13 protein-coding genes are annotated in these 23,524 nt (G+C 41.8%); 8 read left to right on the top strand and 5 right to left on the bottom strand.

Going from position 1 to position 23,524, the window contains the following annotated elements; all coding sequences use genetic code 11:
- Positions 1-37 precede the first annotated feature (37 nt).
- Positions 38-1,750 carry a glutamine--tRNA ligase/YqeY domain fusion protein gene (locus ACKPCE_RS09510; protein ID WP_319504994.1) on the top strand — a complete coding sequence of 571 codons (1,713 nt, stop codon included), beginning with the start codon at positions 38-40 and terminating at the stop codon, positions 1,748-1,750.
- 26 nt (positions 1,751-1,776) lie between these two features.
- On the top strand, positions 1,777-2,421 hold the full coding sequence (locus ACKPCE_RS09505) for a DedA family protein (protein WP_276962639.1): 645 nt from the start codon (positions 1,777-1,779) through the stop codon (positions 2,419-2,421).
- A 187-nt stretch (positions 2,422-2,608) separates the two neighbouring features.
- On the opposite strand, the gene tpx is transcribed toward ACKPCE_RS09505, so the two are convergent.
- The 5 genes from tpx to ACKPCE_RS09480 form a co-directional block, all read right to left on the bottom strand.
- The gene (tpx, locus tag ACKPCE_RS09500; protein ID WP_024996555.1) at positions 2,609-3,115 is read right to left on the bottom strand and encodes a thiol peroxidase; all 507 of its coding nucleotides are present in this window, start codon (positions 3,113-3,115) and stop codon (positions 2,609-2,611) included.
- Between the two features lie 133 nt (positions 3,116-3,248).
- A complete protein-coding gene (locus tag ACKPCE_RS09495; protein ID WP_319504993.1) occupies positions 3,249-5,462 on the bottom strand; it encodes a glycoside hydrolase family 3 C-terminal domain-containing protein in 2,214 nt (737 codons plus the stop codon).
- A gap of 32 nt (positions 5,463-5,494) precedes the next feature.
- On the bottom strand, positions 5,495-8,011 hold the full coding sequence (locus tag ACKPCE_RS09490) for a glycoside hydrolase family 2 TIM barrel-domain containing protein (protein ID WP_319504992.1): 2,517 nt from the start codon (positions 8,009-8,011) through the stop codon (positions 5,495-5,497).
- 5 nt (positions 8,012-8,016) lie between these two features.
- Positions 8,017-10,878 carry a TIM-barrel domain-containing protein gene (locus tag ACKPCE_RS09485; RefSeq protein ID WP_319504991.1) on the bottom strand — a complete coding sequence of 954 codons (2,862 nt, stop codon included), beginning with the start codon at positions 10,876-10,878 and terminating at the stop codon, positions 8,017-8,019.
- 157 nt (positions 10,879-11,035) lie between these two features.
- Complete coding sequence (locus ACKPCE_RS09480) at positions 11,036-15,205, bottom strand: hybrid sensor histidine kinase/response regulator transcription factor (protein WP_319504990.1); 4,170 nt, start codon at positions 15,203-15,205, stop codon at positions 11,036-11,038.
- A 176-nt stretch (positions 15,206-15,381) separates the two neighbouring features.
- Here ACKPCE_RS09480 and ACKPCE_RS09475 point away from each other — a divergent pair, with 176 nt between their 5' ends.
- From ACKPCE_RS09475 to ACKPCE_RS09450, 6 genes are all read left to right on the top strand, one after another.
- The gene (locus tag ACKPCE_RS09475) at positions 15,382-16,797 is read left to right on the top strand and encodes a sialate O-acetylesterase (RefSeq protein ID WP_319505946.1); all 1,416 of its coding nucleotides are present in this window, start codon (positions 15,382-15,384) and stop codon (positions 16,795-16,797) included.
- Between the two features lie 21 nt (positions 16,798-16,818).
- A complete protein-coding gene (locus tag ACKPCE_RS09470) occupies positions 16,819-18,816 on the top strand; it encodes a retaining alpha-galactosidase (RefSeq protein WP_319504989.1) in 1,998 nt (665 codons plus the stop codon).
- Between the two features lie 128 nt (positions 18,817-18,944).
- Entirely contained in the window at positions 18,945-19,874 is a 930-nt protein-coding gene (locus ACKPCE_RS09465; protein ID WP_319504988.1) for a cation diffusion facilitator family transporter, read from the top strand.
- A 555-nt stretch (positions 19,875-20,429) separates the two neighbouring features.
- On the top strand, positions 20,430-21,395 hold the full coding sequence (locus ACKPCE_RS09460; RefSeq protein WP_319504987.1) for a DUF3869 domain-containing protein: 966 nt from the start codon (positions 20,430-20,432) through the stop codon (positions 21,393-21,395).
- Positions 21,396-21,445: 50 nt separating this feature from the next.
- Positions 21,446-22,576 carry an OmpA family protein gene (locus ACKPCE_RS09455; protein ID WP_276962633.1) on the top strand — a complete coding sequence of 377 codons (1,131 nt, stop codon included), beginning with the start codon at positions 21,446-21,448 and terminating at the stop codon, positions 22,574-22,576.
- A 101-nt stretch (positions 22,577-22,677) separates the two neighbouring features.
- The gene (locus tag ACKPCE_RS09450) at positions 22,678-23,481 is read left to right on the top strand and encodes a M48 family metallopeptidase (RefSeq protein WP_319504986.1); all 804 of its coding nucleotides are present in this window, start codon (positions 22,678-22,680) and stop codon (positions 23,479-23,481) included.
- The last annotated feature ends 43 nt before the right edge of the window (positions 23,482-23,524 follow it).

Raw genomic sequence — 23,524 nt, 5'->3', positions numbered from 1 at the left:
ATTTTTGTGCCCTTATTACAAGTTTATATTCACAACTATGACAGATATTATAAAAGAAGATGCAGGTGAGAAAAAAAGCCTCAACTTCATTGAACAGGCTATTGAAAATGATTTAAAAGAAGGCAAAAACGGAAGCAGACTTCAAACTCGTTTCCCGCCTGAGCCTAACGGTTATCTTCATATAGGACATGCAAAAGCCATTTGTATGGATTTTGGTGTGGCACAGAAATATGGCGGCGTGTGTAATCTGCGCTTTGATGATACGAACCCGGTAAAAGAAGACACTGAATACGTGGATTCTATCATGGAAGATATTCAATGGTTGGGTTTCCAATGGAAAAACATATATTATGCATCTGACTACTTTCAGCATTTATGGGACTTTGCCGTTGAACTGATTAAAGAGGGCAAAGCATACATCGATGAACAAAGTGCTGAAGAAATAGCCAAACAAAAAGGCACTCCTACTCAACCGGGCGTAAATAGTCCGTATCGCGACAGACCGATAGAAGAAAGTCTCACTCTCTTCCATCAGATGAATACCGGTGAGATTGAAGAGGGTGCTATGGTGTTGCGTGCCAAAATTGATATGGCACACTCAAACATGCATTTTCGTGATCCTATTATATATCGTGTTATCAAGCATCCGCACCACCGCACAGGAACTACATGGAAAGCATATCCCATGTATGACTTCGCCCACGGACAAAGTGATTATTTTGAAGGTGTTACGCACTCCATCTGCACATTAGAATTTGAAGTACACCGCCCGCTTTACGATTACTTTGTTGACGAACTAATTGAAACGCCGCTTGCTACTGAAGCCGGATATCGTCCGCGACAAATGGAATTCAATCGTTTGAATCTTACCTATACGGTAATGAGTAAGCGTAAACTTCTTGCTTTAGTGAAAGAAGGATTGGTTAACGGATGGGATGACCCTCGTATGCCTACTATCTGTGGTTATCGCCGCAGAGGGTACTCGCCTGAATCAATACGTAAATTCATTGACATGATTGGCTACACTAAATACGAAGCACTAAATGATGTTTCTCTCTTAGAGGCAGCCGTTAGAGAAGATTTGAACACCAGAGCAACCCGCGTATCGGCCGTACTGAATCCCGTGAAGCTTATTATCACCAACTATCCTGAAAATACGGTAGAACAAATGGAAGCGACCAACAATCCGGAGGATCCGGAAGCAGGCTCGCACATGATAGAATTTAGCCGTGAATTATGGATGGAACGCGAAGACTTTATGGAGGATGCTCCCAAGAAGTATTTCCGAATGACACCCGGACAAGAAGTTCGTTTGAAGAACGCTTATATTGTAAAATGTACCGGATGCAAGAAAGATGAAAATGGAGAAATTACGGAGGTTTATTGCGAGTACGATCCCAATACTCGTAGCGGAATGCCGGATAGCAACCGTAAGGTAAAGGGTACGTTACATTGGCTAAGCTGCGCTCATTGCTTACCGGCTGAAGTACGCTTGTATGACCGCTTATTTAAAGTGGAAAATCCGGGAACTGAAACGGAAGCTGATTTCCGTGAGTTATTGAATCCTGATTCTCTGAAGGTGCTAACCAACTGCTACGTTGAAAAATACTTGGCAGAGCTCAAACCATTGTCGTACCTACAATTCCAACGCATAGGATATTTCAATATAGACAAGGAATCGACTCCTGACAAACTAATATTCAACCGCACAGTAGGATTAAAAGATACTTGGGGGAAAATAAATAAATAACAAGTAACCAAATAAATAAAAACGTCATGGAATCTGTAGCTTTTATACAATGGTGTTTGGATCACCTCAATTATTGGACCATCACCTTGTTAATGGCCATTGAAAGTTCGTTTATTCCTTTTCCTTCAGAAGTAGTTATTCCACCTGCTGCGTACAAAGCAGCAGTGGGGCATGAATTGAACATATATCTTGTTGTTTTATTTGCCACCATTGGTGCCAATATTGGAGCGTTGATTAATTATTATCTGGCCATGTGGTTGGGCCGACCGCTTGTGTATAAGTTTGCTAATAGTAGGTTTGGACACATGTGCCTCATTGATCAGGCTAAAGTTGAACATGCTGAAGCCTATTTCGACAGAAATGGAGCGCTTTCAACTTTTATTGGCCGACTGATACCTGCGGTAAGACAACTGATATCAATTCCGGCCGGATTGGCACGCATGAAACTGAGTACGTTTTTACTGTATACAACATTAGGAGCCGGAATATGGAATGCTATTCTTGCTGCAATCGGATATTACCTAGCCAGTGTACCGGGCATTGAAACTGAAGAACAACTGATAGCTAAAGTTACGGAATACAGCCATGAATTGGGTTATCTTTTTATTGCAATAGCAATATTTATTGTAGGATACCTGGTATATAAAGGTTATAAATCCAATAATAAATAATAGTTCTTTTGATAAATGGTGGTGTGCTTGTATAGGGGATTTCCTTTTTCAAAAAGCTCATTATGTTTTTAAAAAAGCTGGTTATGTTTTTTAAAAAGCTCTTTATGTTTTCGGACTATACAAATAAAAGAACGACTGGTCAACTTGTTTTGGCCAGTCTTTTTCTTTTGAGAATCTACATAATTAATCACTTACCAAGTGCTGCAGTAAGCGCTTTTTCGTAATCGGGTTCCTGCGTAATTTCAGGCACCATTTCAGTGTATACTACTTTCCCGTCTTTATCAACCACAACAACAGAGCGAGCAAGCAATCCATACAAAGGACCATCTTCCATTAGCAAGCCATAGTTGTCAGCAAAAGGAGAAGGACGGAAATCTGAAAGAGCTACCACGTTGGTAATACCTTCTGTACTACAGAAACGTCCATGTGCAAAGGGCAGGTCCTTGGATATAGCCAAAACAACTGTATCCGGCAATGAGGATGCCAATTTATTAAATTGTCGTACCGAAGTGGCACAAACACTTGTATCCAAACTTGGAAATATATTTAAAATCACATTCTTTCCTTTGAATTCACTCAGTGAAACAGAAGATAAGTCTGATTTGGTGAGGTTGAAATCGGGGGCTGTTGCTCCTACTTTAATAAATTCACCTTTAATTTTTACAGGTTGACCTTTAAAATTTGTTGTTGTCATAATTCTACTTTATTAGTATTCTTTGTTTAAAATCATTTTATAACATATAAACAACGGACCAAGCAATTGGTTCAAACAAAAAAAAGAAGAAGTCTCACAACCTCTTCTTTTTTGTTATTTTTTTGAATCATCCTCAATATACGAAATCAGTGACAGACCGTATATCAGTTGATGAAGTTCCTATGTACACTTTAAATTTTCCGGGCTCTGCTTTCCATTCACCACTTGCTTCGTCATAAAACTTCAAATCATCGGGTGTTAAAGTAAAGGTAATTAGTTTCTCTTCACCCGGATTCAAAGCAACCTTAGCGAATTTTTTCAATTCCTTCAATGGTCTTACAACAGAACACTTCTCATCTCCTACATACAACTGAACCACCTCTTTTCCGGCTAACGTTCCATTGTTTTTCACCTTTAGAGAGATAGCTAAAGAGCCTTCGGCAGGCATCTGTTTCGAAGAGAAAGTTGCCTTATCGTAAGCAAAAGTAGTATAGCTCAGACCGTGACCAAATGGAAACAGTGCAGGAATCTTTTTAGTATCATGCCAACGGTATCCCACCAGAATGTCTTCTTTGTATTCTTGATTAATACTGTCGCCCGGGTAAGAGATTTCTCCGAAAGCATGCGCTCCATTATCAGCCAACTTCACAGGAAAAGAGAAAGGCAGCTTACCACTGGGGTTCACCTCGCCGGTTAATATATTAGCGATAGCGTTACCTGTTTCAGATCCCAGGTACCAACCTTGTATAATAGAAGGTACATCTTTTACCCAAGGCATCTCAACGGCGTTGCCACTTAATAGCACCATAACCATCTTCTTGTTCACATGTAGAAGCCCCTTTATCAAATCATTCTGCCCGAAAGGAAGTTCATAACTCAATCGGTCACCGGCTTCACAATCCTGCAGGTGGTTTTTATTCAAACCTCCTACGTAAATAACAAGATCAGCATCTGCTGCTTGTTTAATAGCTTCAGCGCGAAGTGAATCGGTTACAGATGCTGATATAACATCCACATGATCGTACATCGCACGTCCTGATTCATAGCCTTGAGTATAAACAATCTTATCACCCAACTTAGCTCTTAATCCATCCAAAGGAGAAATCTCTTGCTTCACTTTCAAAACAGAAGAGCCTCCGCCTTCGGTAAGACACCTCGTTGCATTTTCTCCAACAACCAATATTTTACTATATTTCGTTGCATCAAGAGGAAGCAAAGCCTTTTCTTTTTGGGAGAGAGCTTTGTTTTGCAACAATACAATTCCTTCTTCAGCAACCTTGCGGGCAACCGAATAGTGTTCTTCCGAGGTAAACGATCCCCATGGTTTTTGGCTGTTCATCGCAGTGCGAAAGATCAATTTCAAAATGCGGCTTGCTTTATCGTCAATAGTAGACATCGGCACGCTGCCTTCTTTTAGCATCTTCAGGTAAGGTTTAGCCAGATAATAATCATCATAAGTAAATGCCGATTCGGAAGTGAGTCCGTTAGTATATGATCCCATTTCAATATCTAAACCATTCAAAGCTGCCTCACGTGTGTCATGTGCCCCACCCCAATCGGTAATCACTACACCATCGAACTTCCAGTCTTTCTTTAAAATTTGCTGTAGCAACAATTCGTTGTGACAAGCATGCTGACCCCTGATTTTATTATAGGAACCCATGATGCTCCATACATGACCTTGCATGACGGCAGCCTTAAAAGCGGGAAGATAGATTTCCTGCAAAGCACGATCGCTAAGTTCCACATTGATGTGCCCGCGCCACAATTCTTGATTGTTGAGCGCGTAATGTTTCACACAAGCAGCAACGCCATTTTTCTGTACGCCCTGAATATAAGGTACTACCATAACAGAAGCCAGATAAGGATCCTCACCCATGTATTCAAAGTTACGACCGTTGAGCGGTGTGCGATAGATATTCACACCAGGTCCCAGCAATACATCCTTTTCCCGATAACGTGCTTCCTCGCCAATTGCTTTTCCGTAAAGTGCTGACACTTCAGGATTCCACGTGGCAGCCAAGCAAGTCAGTGCTGGGAAAGCAGTGCACGAATCATTAGTCCAGGAGGCCACATTCCATGAGTTCCATTGAATTTCCTCTCTAACTCCATGAGGTCCGTCACTCATCCATATTTCAGGTATCCCTAAACGAGGAACACCCGGACTACTAAATTTGCTTTGTGCGTGACACATTTTCACCTTTTCCTCAAGCGTCATTCTGCTAAGTGCGTCTTTTACACGCTCTTCCAAAGGTTTGGTTTCGTCCAGATAAACGGGTGTCTGCGACAAAGCCGGTAATCCAAGGCTAGCAGCCAAGATAAAGACTGCAATAAATTGTTTTTTCATTTCAATAGTATTATATCCAAATTATTATTCTGCTAACGTGCTTCTAATGTCAATGTTCCCTCTTGCAAACCGGCAGAAGTAGCTTTCAATGTAATCTCACCTTGGGCTGTATTATTTTGAAGTACAACCAGGCATTTGCCATAGAAAGCCTTACGTTCCGGTTTTTTGAAACTCTCCGAAGATATGGGACTGCCATTATCAACCCCACTCACAAAAGCAGCACCATCAACCTCAAACTTCACCAAGTTGTCTGCATGAGGGCAAAGATTTCCATCACGGTCCAGAATATCCACCGTCACAAAACTCAAGTCAACTCCATCAGCCTTTATTGAATTCCTGTCGGCTGAAAGTCTGACCCTGGCCGGCTCACCTGCTGTGTGCAATTCACGGCTAAGCACCTCCTTGCCATTCTTTCGCGACACAACACGAACAGTGCCCGGCTCAAATGTAACTCGCCAGCTCACATGATAAACGTCCTTCTCTTTTTTCTTAATACCATAAGATTTGCCATTAACAAAAAGCTCCACCTCATCTGCATTGCTATAATAAGCCCATAGATCAACCGTTTCACCTTTTTGCCAGTTCCAATGCGGAAAAACATGCAACACAGTTTTGTCAGTCCACTCACTCTGATACATATAGTACACATCTTTAGGAAATCCGGCCAAGTCAATCACTCCAAAATAAGAACTTCGGGCAGGCCACCAGTAGGGAGTTGGCTCACCCAAGTAATCAAATCCCGTCCACAAATACATGCCACTGATAAAATCATTATTCTTCACCTGTTTCCAAGATTCTTCATGAGTAGTTCCCCAAGGAGCATGGCAATTATCATAAGAAGAGCAAGAGTACGAATCATCGTGAAAAGGAATATCCCAACGAGTAGGCCAAATATACATGGAGTCGCTGGGCATCCGATAATATCCGCGTGTCATTAGTGCGGAAGTTGATTCGGTCACAATAAACGGTTTGCCCGGAAAGTTACGTGGTACATCTTTGAAATAGGTTTCGTGATAATTAAATCCGATGAGATCCAGTGCTCCCGAGCGAAACAGGTGATTACTCGGATCGGGTTCATTGTTTCCTGCTGTTACGGGACGTGTGGGGTCAAGAGCCTTCACCATATCCACCAGTTTCTTGGTGAGAAGAGAATTCACACTCAGTTCCTTGCCATCCGCAGCCAATGAATTTTTATCACGTTTCATATTCAGCAGCAGATTGGCCTCTTTGATATCAAGCGTATCAGCATCGGCATGTGTCCATTGTTCAAGAACTTCATTTCCAATACTCCACATAAAAATGGAAGGGTGATTCCTGTCACGTAATATATGGTCACTTAAATCACGTTCGTGCCATTCATTGAAGTACAAGGAATAATCATACGTTGTTTTACGCTTTCGCCACATATCAAATGTTTCATCCATTACCACAAAGCCCATCCGATCACACAAATCGAGCAATTCGGGCGCAGGCGGATTGTGGCTGCAACGAATGCCGTTACATCCCATCTCTTTTAAGATCTCTAATTGCCTCTCCATAGCCCTCACGTTGATGGCAGCCCCCAGACAGCCCAAATCATGGTGCATGCAAACTCCCTTTATTTTTATTCGCTCTCCGTTCAAGATAAATCCTTGAGATGAATCAAAGGAGAAAGAACGAATACCCACAGGTGTGTCATACACATCTACCGTTTTACTGCCTACCTTGACCTCCGTGCGCAAGCTATAAAGATACGGAGTTTCCAAAGTCCAAAGCTTCGGCCTGTCCAAATGAAGCAGCTGACTGCAAACGGCCACTCCCTGAGGAGTAACAGATACGTTTTGTGCACTAGCTTGAGATACCACTTTCTGAGTGGCATCCAATAAATACGAAACAACCTCAGCCTTCAAGACCGATGTCGTGGTATTTTTCAGCGTAACATCAGCTTTTACGCTTGCCTTCTGTGCATTGGCAACGGGAGTCGTAACATACGTCCCCCATAAATCAACATGGAGAGAGTTGGTAATAGAAAGCCATACATTCCGATAAATACCGGCTCCGCTATACCACCTGGAGTTGGGTTGTTCAGCATTGTCAACCCGTACCGCAAGCACATTTTCTTTTCCCTGTATGATATAAGGAGTCAGGTCATGACGGAACGAAATGTATCCATAGGGACGAATGCCTAATGACACACCGTTAATAAATACCTCCGCATTCATATACACCCCGTCGAAATCGATATATATCCGTTTACCCTTCATGGAAGCAGTGGCAACAAATGTTTTTCGGTACCACCCTATTCCACCCGGTAAAGCCCCACCTCCACTACCTGCAGGATGGTCCTCACTGAATTCACCCTCGATGGCCCAATCATGAGGTAACGACAATTTGCGCCAAGAGCTATCATCATACGTCCTTGATTCCGCTCCTTTTATATCTCCTAAATGAAAGCTCCAATCTTGGTTGAACAGCAAACGCTGACGCACATTCTCGCCGGGTGCACCGACCATTGACAGCGGGAACAACAAGAAACTCAGAAACAAGAGTAATGTTTTACCTTTTTTCATCGGAATCAAAGCTTTATCATTATTTCACTTCCTTCATAAGAAACCGTTTTGCCTTTCACCTCTTTTTCAATGCCCACCGCATTTGTTTTATTGACAAATACCACTTCGAATGTCCGCTTGTTCAACATGCCATCAAAACTGCCTTCACGAGTCCCAATTATGAGAGAACGTGTCGCGTCGTTATAAATAAAAGGAATCGTTGAATACTTTCCTTTTTCATAATTATAGTTCACCCCTTCATCTTCATACAACGTAAAGCTTCCATTTTTACCTGCATAAACATAAATCTTGATGTTTACTGGTTGTTTCTCCGTGGTGTACTGCATATCAGGACCAAAAGGCACAATGGCACCTTCGCGTACATACAGTGGCATACGTTCGTATGGTGCTTCCACTGAAAGAAGCTGTCCACCCGCCAAATGCTTACCACTGTAAAAGTCATACCAGCCTGTGGTAGCAGAGAAATAGACAGTTCTTTTACGTGCACCATATTCATATACCGGACAAGCCATCACCGATGGTCCAAACATATATTGATCACCAATATTATTCACCTGGGTATCTTTACCAAAATCCATGACCAAGGCCCTCATGATTGTATAATCATTGAAATAAGTCATTCCTGCCAAGGAGTAAATATAAGGCATCAAACGATAACGCAATTGAGTATAATAAACAATAGACTGATAAGCCGGGTGTCCTTCGGGAGCAATGTTCCATACCTCTCTATAGGGGAACTGTCCGTGAGCACGGAACAGAGGACAAAATGCTCCAAACTGATACCAACGCGTGTTCAGTTCTCTCCATTCTTTGTAATCAGCATTCTCTTTTCCGGTGGCGTTAAATTCATATTGTCCTTTCTCATAACGTTTTTCTACACAAAAGCCACCAATATCCATCGTCCAATAAGGGATGCCACTCATTGAGAAGTTTAAGCCGGCAGAAATCTGCGCTTTCATATCTTCCCAGCGAGTAGCAATATCGCCACTCCAGGTAGCAGTAGAATATCGTTGAAGCCCCGCAAAGCCCGAACGGGTAAGCAAGAATACACGTTTATCAGGATCAGTACCACGCTGTCCGTCATAAATAGCTTCCGCATTCATCAGGCCGTATGCATTGAAGTACTTAGTTGAAGGACCCAATGCCGTAGGACCACACAAGGCTTTTCTATATTCCATATCGGTGCAGTCGCGCACATTCGGTTCGCTCGCATCCATCCACCAGGCATCAATCCCCAACGGATACAAATGATCTTCCATTTGCTTCCAGAAAAGCTTACGTGCCTCGGCACTGTAGGCGTCATAAAATGAACCCACATAACCCGGACCTACCCAATCTCGTATACTGTCTTTCACGGCTTGCTGATACATCCATCCCTTTCTGTCAAACTCTTTATAATGTTCAGTGGTAACATAGAACTTAGGCCACACAGAAATCATCATCTTCGCATTCATTTGGTGAATGGAATCAACCATTCCTTTAGGATCGGGGAAACGCGCTTTGTCAAATTCATGGCTACCCCATGCATCTTCAGGCCAGTAATTCCAGTCAAGCACAATATTATCAATAGGAATTTGTCTTTTTCTAAACTCTTTGAGCACTCCCAGAATTTCGTCCTGCGTTTTATACCTTTCTCTACTTTGCCAATATCCCATGGCCCACTTAGGCATGATCTGCGATTTTCCGGTAAGCCTTCTGTAACCGCTAATCACGTCATCCATTGAATGACCGGCCACGAAGTAATAATCAATTTCATCACCCATCTCACTATACAAAGCCAGCTTATTCTGCTCTTTGTCGGTTACCGGCGAAAGAGCACGTAATCCGCAATAAGAGACACCTCCATCGGGGCGCCATTGAATTCGTAACGGCACGCGTTTACCGGCTTGCATATTCACTGAGAACTTATAGCTATTCGGATTCCAGGCCGTACGCCAACGTTCGGGCACCACTTCTTTGTTGTCTAAGTATACGGTTACATAACCCGCATAATAAAGTTGAAAACGATAAGCACCGTCTTCTTTAGCCTCAATCTCTCCCTCGTACGTCACCTTTGAACCGTCAAATGGAAAATCCTTGGGCAAATTCAGGATTGTTTTTATATCTTCAAAATAGATATTCTTTTCCGTACGAACTACAGGTTGAGCCTTCCTATTCGTGCCGGGCACGTATGTGCCGGTGAGACCGCCTTTCACGCCTTTGCTGTTGTAAAGTGTAAAGGTTTCATCCAACTGGGCATAATCTCTTTCATCACCAAATCTGCTCAATGAATAATTATCCCATAATATCCCATAGTTTTTATTTGATAAGACAAAAGGAACTGAAACCTTGGTATTGTATTGAAAAAGAGATTCGTTTTTACCTTTATAGTTGAATTCATCCGCCTGGTGTTGTCCTAATCCGTAAAACGCCTCATCATCCGGAGATTCAAACGATTGTTTCAAGGCATAACCATCTGTGCCTTCCACTGTAACCGGATCAAAACGTTTGCCTCCTCCCTCATTTTCGCGAAGAAGGATCTTCCCTGAAGCATCAAGGAACTGTACTACACCAGTCTTAAGGCTAACTACAGCCTTCAAGTCGGCCGTGCTCACCACTACTTCATCATTCTTCTCTTCCACAGAGAAATCACTGAATTTTTCTTGTGGAACAACGATCAGACTTTTTTCTTTGGAGAAAGATTTCTTTGGAGTAGCTGATACATGAATGATCTTACTATTTACAACATTCAATCTAACCAGCCGGGAGTCCGTTGATTCTTTTTGATCCAGACGGATCAATACACCCTCATCCGTTCTTTCGTACCCCGGTGAGGCACACGAAGCAAAAAACAATCCTGCTATCAACAACCAGTGCGTGTTCTTCATTATTTTAAAGTTTAAAAATTATAATAGGACAATTATTAGCGTAACAAAAATACGAATAACAACTCAACTGGAGCATTCACTTTGTATTATAGACAGGTGCCTTTTGTTTAGAAGAGGTATTTTAATTGTTTCCCATCAGGGCATATATTGTTAAATCCTAGAGAACGAGATGATTTCCCGGCTCTTTTTTCATTTCTGCCATGTAAGCCGAAGGCAGCATTCCGAATTCATCTTTGAAGTATTTGCTGAAATACTTTGGGTTATTGAATCCTACCTCATAAGCTATTTCAGAAATATTCATCTGACTTTCGCGCAATAGCTGAGCCGCTCGTTTTAATCTGAGTGTACGAATAAACTCTACCGGCGACTTTCCTGTTATATGAATCAATTTTTTATAAAGATGTACACGACTCATACCCAGTTCACGGCTCAGTTCTTCAACTGACAGTTCACTACGTGAAATATTGTTTTCAACATAAAGAATTGCCTTTTTAATCAGTTTCTCATCCAATGGAGTAATCGTTATCTCGCTAGGTTCAGGATCAATCTGTTTAGTAAATTTAGACCTTCTTACCTCTCTAAACTCAAGCATCTTTTTGATGCGTAAAGAAAGTATTTCAAAATTAAATGGTTTGGTTATATAATCATCAGCACCAATCTCTAATCCTTCAAGTTTATGTTCCTCCGCAGTACGGGCGGTCAGTAAAATGAGTGGAATGTGAGACGTTCTCACATCATTTTTAACCATGCTGCACAACTCGGTTCCATCCATCTCAGGCATCATTACATCACTGATGATGAGATCCGGCTGCAAATCAGGAATCATCTCCCATGCCTCACGCCCGTTCCGTGCTTCCCTAATTCGGTAATAACCACTCAAACTCTCTTTCATAAACGAGCGAAAATCTTCATTGTCATCCACAATCAGCAGCAACGGAATATCTTTGCCTGACAATTCAGGAGTGTTTTGTTTAAAAGCATTGCTCGTCGTATCTTTTCCATCAAGAATAACTTCTTCAGTCATCGCGCCCTTTTCCATCCAATCAAATGATTCCTGAGCATTGACGACAGGGATAGTGAAAGTGAAAATACTCCCCCCTCCCACATTATCAGTGATTTGTATTTGTCCGCCGTGTAAATTCACAAATTCTTTCACCATGTGCAAACCGATGCCACTACCTCCAAAGTCGTGAGCATCACCGTGTTGCACCTGATAAAAACGGTCGAATATGCGCTGCTTATCCTCATCTTTTATACCAATACCCGTATCTGCCACACTGACCTGAAGCGATAGATCAGCATTCCCTTCCTCCTGACTCAGGCAAACTACCACATCAACCCTGCCGCCGGCATCCGTAAATTTAAACGCGTTCGACAAAAGATTCATCAGTATTTTATTCAATTTATCCTCATCAAAATTCATGTTAAGAGCATGGATAGCTGATTTCAGAGAAAGCTTAACATTTTTCTTATCCGACAAGTCGGCAAATGAAAGACAAGCATTGCGTATGCAAGCCATTGCATCGGCAGTGACAGGCTTCAACACATTACCCTGTACATCACTTTTCCTGAAGTCCAAGATTTCATTTACCAAATTCAGCAACCGGAATGCATTGCGTTTCATCACCATTAATTTCTGCTTGTGCTCTTCGCTCTCCATGCTTTTAATCAGCCCGTCTATGGGTGAAATAATCAGTGTAAGCGGAGTACGCAATTCATGACTTACATTCGTAAAGAAACGTAATTTCATGTCGTCAAGCTCATGCTTTCGTTCAGCCTCCATCTCTATTTGTCGTATCCTGAACTTATTTCGCTCAGCTCTCAACACCATTCTGCGAGCCAGAATCAACAACCCCACCAATAACAAACCATACAACGCATACGCCCAATAGGTTCTCCAAAACGGGGGACGGATAACAATAGTCAACGTGGCAGCTTCTTCATTCCAATACCCATCACTATTAGCCGCTTTGACTTTAAACGTGTAGGTTCCCGGAGCCAAATTAGTATAAGTAACCTCATGTACACTGCCATCAACATACAACCAGTCAGGATTAAACCCTTCGAGCATATAAGCGAAACGACATTTTTCGGGTAAAATGTAATCCATTCCGGAAAAAGAGATCGAAAATACATTCTGACGATACTTCAATTCTACCTTATTCGTTTTATTTAATGCAGCAACTAATATTTTATGTCCGCTATACACAGAGTCAATTTGTACTTCTTCGTTAAAAAGGGTGATACCCGTGAAACTCACTTTGGGCAATATCTGATTATATTTTATCTTGTCGGGGAAAAAATAATTTAACCCTCGCAAGCCTCCCATAATAATTTCACCATTCCGGGTGCCTGCTATGGAACGAATGTTAAACTCATTGCCTTGTAATCCGTCTTTCGAATCATAGTTATTAAACGAATACTTGTAGTCTCTCGTTTTAGGGTCTTCAGAAACCACCACATTAGATACTCCATTGGCCGTAGTTATCCACATATTTTTATGCTGATCCTCCACGATAGCACATATAATATCATCAGCCAAGCCGTCAGCCTTTCTTAAAACCCTGATTTGATCCTGTTTAAAATTGAATATATTCAAGCCATCTCGAGTGGCGACCCATAAAAGTCCGCGGCTATCCTCGTAAACCTGATTCACATTCAAACTGGAAAACTGCTGATTACCGGCACGATTACCGTTAAGTTGCTCAAAACTCCCTTTGTTCATGTCGAACACCGTAAGTCCGATGGCAGTACCAATAAACATTTTCCTATTTTTAACCAGAAAGAGAGATGATACATAATTAGAAGTCAGATATTTATCGGCCTGATAAGTAATAAACTTTCCGGTTGCCGGATTCAACATCTGAAGCCCACCTCCCAAGGTGCCAATCCATATCATACCCTTCTCGTCTTCCACAACAGACCAGACATTATTATTAACCAATGAATTAGGATTCTTCGGATTGTGATTGTATCGAATAAATTTTCTCCCGTCAAAACAGTTCAGTCCGCCCAGGTAAGTTGCAATCCAAAGTTTCCCATCAGAAGCTTGGCACAACCCAACTATCACGTCTGCCGACAAAGAAGAAGCATCACTCGGATTATTTTTAAAAATAGTTTTTTCTCCAGTCAGTCTGTTTATCTGAATAAGTCCACTTCCATTGGTGCCAACCCATAAATTACCTTTTCCATCCTCCTCAATATACGTAATATCACTCTCAAAATTACCACTATTTTGCAAAGATGTAAAATGCTCAACTCCAAATTTAAAAGTACTCTCACTGTAATATGACACACCTTTTTTATAAGTACCGATCCAAACAATTCCTACATCATCACAATACACGCAATTGATGCTGTTGTGCGATAAACTCCTATCATCCGCCAAATTATTTTTCAAATTCGCCAGAGAACCTTTTCTTTTATCAATGATGTCCACTCCTCCGTGATCAGTTGCCAGCCAGATCTTGCCATGAACATCCTGAGTGATATCTTGTACCACATCGCTCGACAATCGGTATGGTTTACTCTGCTTTCCATTGCTGTAATGCTCCCAACGATTACTCTTTCGGTACCAGACCCATACGCCGGAAGCCCCTTTAGAATAAATCCAGAAATCGCCGTCAGAATCAATAAAAAGAGAATACTTATCGGACCAATAGTACTGAGTTGAGACCATCATGAAATGATTCTGCATCACAATCCGCGACGAATTTTTATCAACAATATCTACGGCACCGTTATCAAAAAGAAAAACGCCCCTGTCTTTTAACGTACGAATACACGTTACCAGCCCTTTGCTCAAACCATTCTTCTGATTCTGAGGATAGAAGTGCAGCGTTTTGGTTTGGGTCAGATAAGAAAATCCCCCCAAATTCATCACATAAAACCAGAAGTTCTTATCCTCATCAATATAAACTACGGAGGGAATATGATTGATGCCGAATCCTTTCATGATTTCCGCCAAGTTGTTAACAAAAACCTCTTTTTTCGAGTCAAAAAAAACATATCCCGCCCCCGTATGTATCCAAAGATTGCCATTAGCATCCTCTTGAATCAAATCAACAAAGTTATCTGCAATAGAATGGCCGATACTCTCTTTATGCCTGAATATTTTATAATTATATCCATCATACCTGTTTAATCCGCTAGCCGTTCCAAACCACATAAACCCTTTACTATCTTTGAATATATAGTTAACCTGGCTGTTAGAGAGTCCATTCTTCGTATCAAGGTGTTTGAACATATAGCCGTCTTGGGCCATCAAGGGCCATATACTCGTAAGTAAGAGGAAGAATAATGAAGAGAGGATGATACGTGCTTTCATAAATGTTTTTCATTAATAATGCAAACTTAATAAAAAAAATTCACTTTCACAACTGCTCAGAATAATACTTTCTTAATTAATTGTCATACTTTAGTTTCATAATGAGGTTGAATTAAATTTTTATACCTATTTTCGTAACCAGATAGAATTAAACCATTTGTTAAACGAATATTATGATGAAAAGAAAACTCTTTTTTGCAGCAACTTTATTGCTGGGAATTTTAGGTGGACAGGCCAAAGTCGTACTGCCTGACATTGTTGGCAACAACATGGTACTACAGCAAAACACGAAAGTTAAACTCTGGGGAAAAGCCAAGGCCCATGCAACCCTAAGTGTTAAAACATCTTGGAATTCAGAAACGTATACAACCAAGGTCGAAACTGACGGTAAATGGATCATTTCGATTCCCACTCCTAAAGCAAGCTTTACTCCGCAAACCATCAAACTGTCTGATGGCGAAGTGATGGAATTAACGAATATACTCATCGGTGAAGTCTGGTTTTGTTCGGGACAATCCAACATGGAAATGCCATTAAACGGATTCACGAACTGTCCCATCCTAGGAGCCAACGAAACGATTGCTATGGCAAGTAAGTACAAAGCAGGCATACGCGTTGCGACCATCGCAAAAAAGGCTGCGCTCACCCCTCAGGAAACCTGCGAAGGAAAATGGATGGAATCTACTCCAGAAAACGCCCAATGGTTTAGTGCAACAGCCTTTCACTTTGCAACAACACTCTTCCAGACATTGAATATTCCGGTGGGAATCATTAATTGCAGCTGGGGCGGCTCCACCGTTGAAGGGTGGCTACCCAAAGAAATCTTAAACAATTATTCAGACATTGACATCAAACAGGCATCTGGCAACGAAGGACCTGAATACATGAAACCGATGATTATGTATAACGGAATGCTAAAACCGCTACAAAACTATACCATCAAAGGCTTCCTTTGGTACCAGGGCGAATCAAATCTGGGAAAACATAATACCTATGCACAAAGATTGGCCACCATGGTAAATCTATGGAGAGAAGAATGGGGATTGGGAGCACTTCCATTCTATTTTGCAGAAATCGCCCCCTATGAATATAGAGACAATATATTAGGTGCCCTTTTGCGTGAAGCCCAATTCAAAGCACAAGAACTTATCCCATCCAGTGGCATGATTTCAACCAATGATTTAGTGGAACCTTTCGAAGCTCGCAACATACATCCGCGTAACAAAACAACAGTGGGCAAACGCCTATGCTACCTGGCACTGACCAGAACCTATGGTGTGAAAGGCATTGTTGATCAAGGGCCTATTTACCAGTCCATGGAGATAAAAGACGGTAAAGCCATCATTAGTTTCAGTAATGCACCCGAAGGTTTCAGCCGGATGAATGGCATTGAGGGCTTTGAAGTAGCAGGAGCCGATAAAGTGTTTTATCCGGCTGTGGCTGTGGTCGACTGGAATAAGCACATCATTGTTAGCAGTGATCAAGTACCCCAACCGGTAGCCGTAAGATATGCATTCAAGAACTTTCAACCGGGCAATCTGCACAACCACAGAGAACAGCCTGTATTCCCTTTCCGTACAGACAATTGGTAATCAGATAAAACGATATACATCATGACAATCAGAATCAAAGAATTACTCTGGATAGTGTTTGTTGGCATCGGCAGCACTGCCTACGCCCAAAAGAGCTTTAAACTAACGTCACCCGACGGGCACTTGGTTACAACGATACAAACGGGGAATGAATTAACTTACTCCGTTGATTATAAACAAGAAAACATATTACTAGCCTCTCCGATCGCATTAACTCCAACCGCAGGAAGCGTAGAGGCGCCTCAAGTAAAATCGGTAAAAGGAAAAATTCAGCAAATAAAACAAACGATCCCCTCTCCTTTTTATCGGAAGAGTGAAATAAACGATCACTACAATGAACTCAAGCTCAGTCTGGGAAAACAATGGAGCATCGAATTCAGAGCCTATGACGATGGAGTCGCCTATCGGTTTGTAAATCATTCAAAAAAACCGTTCCATATTGAAAAGGAAACGGTTCGTTATAATTTCCCGGATGATCTGATGGCAACCGTACCTTACGTAGCGCGCGGTGAAGACGGTAACTATGAATCTCAGTTTCATAATTCCTTTGAAAATACCTACACCACCTTGCCTCTTTCTGAATTGAACAAGAAAAGGCTGATGTTTCTTCCTTTGGTCGTGCAGACTAAAAGTGGAACAAAAGTATGTATTACCGAAGCTGATTTAGAAAATTATCCGGGGCTTTACCTCAGCAGTGCAGAAGGTGGCAATTCCTTGAGCGGCGTGCAACCCGCATACCCTAAAACAACCGTTCAGGGAGGGCACAATAACTTACAATTCTTTGTAACCGCCCGCGAGTCATACCTTGCGCGCGTTGAAGGAGCACGTACATTTCCGTGGAGAACAATGATCATAACTGGCAATGACACTCAGTTGGCCGAAAGCGACATGACATACAAGCTGGCAAGTCCGTCACGACTAAAAGACATCTCATGGATCAAACCGGGGAAAGTAGCATGGGACTGGTGGAATGACTGGAACATAGACGGAGTTGACTTCGTTTCGGGAGTCAACAACCCAACCTATAAATATTACATAGACTTTGCGTCTAAGCACCACATGGAGTACGTGATATTAGACGAGGGATGGTCCGTTAACGGAGAAGCCGATTTAATGCAGGTAGTGAAAGATATCGACATCAAAGAGCTCATCGATTACGCCGAGGCGCGTCAGGTAAGCATCATTCTATGGGCCGGCTTTCACGCATTTAACCGCGACATGGAAAACATCTGCAAGCATTACTCCGCTCTGGGAGTAAAAGGATTTAAAGTCGACTTCATGGACCGCGATGACCAGGAAATAGTAGCCTTCAACCAACGTGCGGCAGAGACTTGTGCCCGTTATAAACTCATCCTTGATCTTCACGGCATGTACAAACCGGCCGGGATGAACAGGACCTACCCCAATGTACTCAACTTTGAGGGTGTACACGGACTCGAACAGATGAAATGGAGCCCCGCATCGGTTGACCAAATGAAATATGATGTGACAATTCCCTTTATCCGCCAAGTAGCCGGTCCGATGGATTACACGCAAGGAGCGATGCGTAACGCAACCCGCAACAGTTACTTCCCCTGCAATTCAGAACCGATGAGTCAAGGCACGCGGTGTCATCAGTTAGCTCTTTACACGATACTCGAGTCACCTTTTAATATGTTATGCGACAATCCGTCTAATTACATGCGCGAACCCGAGTCGCTGGAATTTATTTCTCAAATTCCTACCGTATGGGATGAAACCCGCGTACTGGATGGGCAAATGGGTGAATACATCGTTACCGCCCGTCGCAAAGGCAATGTGTGGTACATAGGAGGCATCACCAACTGGACCGAACGAGATGTAACGGTCGACTTCAGCTTCCTGAACAATGCATCTTTCCGTGGTGTCATGTTCAAAGACGGAGTCAATGCGCATCGTTCAGCCCGCGATTATACCAAGAAAGAGCTTGAAACAATAAGTCCGGTAAACATACACATGGCCCCCGGCGGAGGTTTCGTTATGAAGCTTGTGTTGCCATAAATAATAAATACAAGAAATACTGATCAACAAAAATGTCGCTTTGCTTTTTATGGAATAATTAAGCAAAGCGACATTGCATTTAATTTTTAGCATTATATTTGCAGGCATTCACAAAATCACAAAAATCAATGAAAGAAAGAGAGCAGATTTTAATCCGTGCCTCATGGATCAGTATCATCGGTAATGCAATTCTTTCCATCTTAAAGATGGGAGTCGGCATATTTGCAGGCAGCTTGGCCGTGTTGGGTGATGGTATTGACTCAGCCACAGATGTGGTCATCTCCATCGTAACCCTGTTCACCGCACGAATTGTTAGTCGCCCACCCAACTCGAACTATGCATACGGTTATGAAAAAGCCGACAGTCTGGCCGCCAAAGTACTCTCTTTCGTCATCTTCTTTGCAGGTATGCAAATGCTACTGTCAACGGGAAAAAGCATTATCTTTGCCGTACCCCGGGAACTACCCTCTACCATTGCAATCTACGTCACCCTGTTATCTATCATCGGTAAATTGGGGTTAGCCTATTACCAGTTTCGCCAAGGGAAAAAAGCCGGAAGCGTCATGCTTATTGCCAACGCCAAAAACATGCGAAACGATGTCATCATATCAACCGGCGTACTATGCGGACTCTTCTTTACATTCATATTAAAAATGCCAATCCTTGACTCAATTACGGGCCTGCTCATCAGTTTATATATTATTAAATCATCCATAGACATTTTCATGGAGACCAATGTGGTGCTGATGGACGGCGTTAAAGACACCTCTGTGTACAGCAAAATTTTCGACGCGGTAGATCGCGTACCCGGTGCTGTTAATCCGCACAGAGTACGTTCACGCCAACTAGGCAATCTGTACATGATTTCGCTTGATATTGAGGTTGACGGTACTCTTTCTCTCAATGAAGCCCATGAAATAGGCAACAAAGTAGAACACAACATCAAAGAAACCGTGGATGTATATGATATCATTGTGCACATCGAACCCAAAGGCAAGACACACCATGAAGAGAAATTCGGTGTAGACAAAAACTCGTTGTCAGATAAATTAAGATAAAAGAAAGAACTCTTCCGGGCTCGAAATAACATCAGCCTTTCAGTTGCATCAAAGCATCCTGAAAGGCTGATTTTGCATTGATAATTAACCATGAAAAAGCGCACATGATTCCGCACACAAATTCAGGCACATCATACAATGATAATAAATAGTTTACAAGGCCATACATTTATTGAAACGAACATAATGTGCCCACAATATAATATAGAATTAATAATACATAATAATTCAGAGATTTCCTTTGTGTTTTCCTGAGTTGTCCTGCCGGTGAAGAGATTATATCGAAACAAAACTGCATCAATATGTGTTTCATAAAATAAAGTGCATCACATTGTGTTTTACTGAAATACATTAAATAAGTGGTTTTTAGTTATAATTGAAATTTAAAATAACATTTATAGGTCAAAAAGTATTTTTTTTATGAAAATTCCTTTGCGTTCTTAAAAAAATAGCTACTTTTGCGCTATAAATGTTTAAACACAATGCAAACTATTGTACGTAAACGTTATTAATTAAATCAGAATTATCAATTTTAATTTTTTTATTGAGATGAAAATGAAAAGTAAATTATTCGGTTTTGGCGCAAAATCAGCGCTTTACCTAATGGCAATTTGTGGCGCCCTTTTTACAAGTTGCTATGAGAAAGAAGAGATTGACGCAGATCCTATTGCACCTGCGGCTTATTACGTAATCGGTTCTGTTTCTAACGGAAGTAACGGTCAATCAATGAATGCAACCGTAACAGTTGACGGTGCTGCCGTAACTCTTACCAACGGTGCTTTCATTAAGAAAGTTGACTATAAGGAAGCAGGATATGTAGTTGCTGCCACTGCTGACGGATTCTATCCTGTAACCAGAACAGTTTACTGTATCGCAGTAGCAGAAGGACAAACCAGCACTGCTGTTGCCGACATCAGATTGTTTGATGCAACTTCTCAGGTAACTCCTCCTACAGGCGTTCAAACTCCAACTGAAGCTCAGATCCAAGCAGTTCAAGCTGCTGTTGTTGAAAGTTTTGTTCCTGAAGTAGGTGCTGAAGCTACAGTAGGTACTTCAACTACACTCATCAACGATGACGGTACAATGACTATTACTACTCCTATTGCATTAAAAGCTGCAAGCGTAGATCCTGTTAATGTTACTTATTCTTATTATGAAGGATTTGATTTAGCTACAGACATTACAACAAGAGCCGTTACTTTCCAACAACAGTTCCTTGCTAATGCATCTGCTTACTTAAATAGAGTTTATCCTTTGGTTAAGAAAACTGCAACGACTACTTTAACCGGTGGTGGTTTAAGTATTACAGGTTACATATTGACATATACCATTAATTTGGATGATTTAATATTCAATATCGACGGAATAAACTACGGTGCAATAGTTAGCTATATGACTAATGTGAAAGTAGCTCCAACAGTTGATTCACATGATTCACACGATTCACATGATTCACACGATTCACACGATGGTCACGGTGGTTCAAGCAACGCCGGTGGTGGTGCAGGTACTGCTGAATAACTTCAGACCGAGTGAATTGAATGAATTATCCAAATTAAATAGTAAAAGTGATGAAAAGTAAATTAGTAATATTATCCTTACTGTTGGCTGGTGCATCAACTGCGATGGCTCAAAGCAACGGCGCCAAAGATAAATACTTCTCTGAGAAGTTCAAAGACAATATCTTTATCAGCGTTGGTGCAGGAGCTCAGTTGAATGTTAATCCTGACAACTTTGATTATGGCTTTGGACATGCCATAACTCCCCAGATCCATCTGTCAGTAGGTAAACTGTTCAACCCAACATGGGGTGTTCGTTTCCAGGCAGCCGGATTGTGGTCTACCCTCTATTCTAAATATGGAATGCCGAGTGGTACTTACAATGAGATCAAGAACAAGCACTATCTGACAACCCGTATCGATGGATTGTATAACATCACAAACGCCATCGCAGGTTACAACCCCGATCGTTTGTTCACTGTATCTGCCTTTGCAGGTCCCGGTCTTACTTGGTCTAAAACATTCGGAGAACAAGATGATATCAATGCTTTGATTAACGGTTCAGTTGGTTTGATGGGACAGTTCAATGTGAACAAATACCTTGATATCAACATCGAAGCACGTGGTGAAGTATCTCCTTCTATGTTTGGTCGCAAGAGCAGTGCATACACTGACGGAGCTGTATCATTGACAGCAGGTGTTACTTACACATTTGGTGGCAAAAACTTCGTATCATGCAACTCTATCGTTGATACAAAATCAATCAATGATGAAGTAAACAGATACAGAAATGAATTGGCTGCTACTCAACAAGAGTTGGCTGCTGCTAAGAATGCTGCCGGCAGAGTAGAAACTGTAACCAAAGAGGTGGTTAAAGAAGTTCAGGTTCCCGGACCTCGTGCTATCTTCTTCCAAATTGGTAAAACCAAGCTTAACGACCAAGGTAAAGTTAACTTGTTGTTAGCTGCTAAGGTTATGAAGGCTAATCCTGACAAGAAATATAAGATTGCAGGATATGCTGACAAAGCAACAGGAAGCGCTCGCATTAACCAGAAGTTAAGCGAAAAACGTGCCAAAGTGGTTTATGATGCTCTCGTAGCAGAAGGTGTTAACCCCAACCAGATGGAAATCATCGCTAATGGTGGAACAGATAACATGTTCTATAACAAGAAAGAACTTAACCGCGTAGTGATACTTGAATAATCATTTTATTCTATCATAATAGAAACGGAGTACTAATTAGTGCTCCGTTTTTTTTGTATCTTTATTAAAAAATATATATTTGCAAAAAACAACCTTTAGCGATGAAAAAAGACAGAATTCAATGGATGTGCCTGCTAGTAAGCTGTGCCATCCTCAGCAGTTGTAGCAGCGTTGCACTTACAGGACGTAAGCAACTCATGCTGGTATCTGACGAGCAGGTGATGAGCCTGAGTGAACAAAGTTATACCGACTACATGAAAACAGCCACCCTTTCTACCGACAAGAGAAATACCGAAATGGTAGTACGTGTAGGTAAGAAAATAGCCAGTGCAGTAGAGACCTATCTCACATCACAAGGTCGCCAGGCTGACATAAGTGGGTTTGCGTGGACTTTCAAACTAGTGAAAAATGCAGAAGCCAATGCATTTTGCTTGCCCGGAGGTAAAATTGTAGTCAACGAAGGCATCTTACCCATTACTCAAACGGAAGAAGGGCTGGCAGTGGTTCTGGGACACGAAGTGGCACATGCCGTAGCCAAACATTCAGCAGAAAGACTCAGCCAGCAAATGGTCATGCAATATGGCGGACAGGCACTCGATGTGATTCTGAGCGGTAAAACGACACAAACACGGCAATTAGCTCAATCAGTGTACGGATTGGGGGCGCAATATGGTGTCATGCTCCCTTACTCACGCTCCAACGAAAACGAAGCCGACCAAATAGGCCTGATCTTCACTGCCATGGCCGGTTACAACCCGCAAGCTGCCGTATCCTTCTGGCAACGCATGTCTGCACAAGGGACACAAAAAGTACCTGAGTTTATGAGTACGCACCCTTCAGATGCTACCCGCGTAAGCAACATTCAGAAGCTCATTCCCGAAGCAATGAAATACTATAAGAAATAAAAAATACATCTATAATAAGAAAGCTCCCCACCGGTTTTCCGTG

This window comes from Bacteroides graminisolvens (assembly GCF_963666085.1).
Lineage (GTDB): Bacteria > Bacteroidota > Bacteroidia > Bacteroidales > Bacteroidaceae > Bacteroides > Bacteroides graminisolvens.
This window is presented reverse-complemented; position numbering and strand designations above follow the sequence as displayed.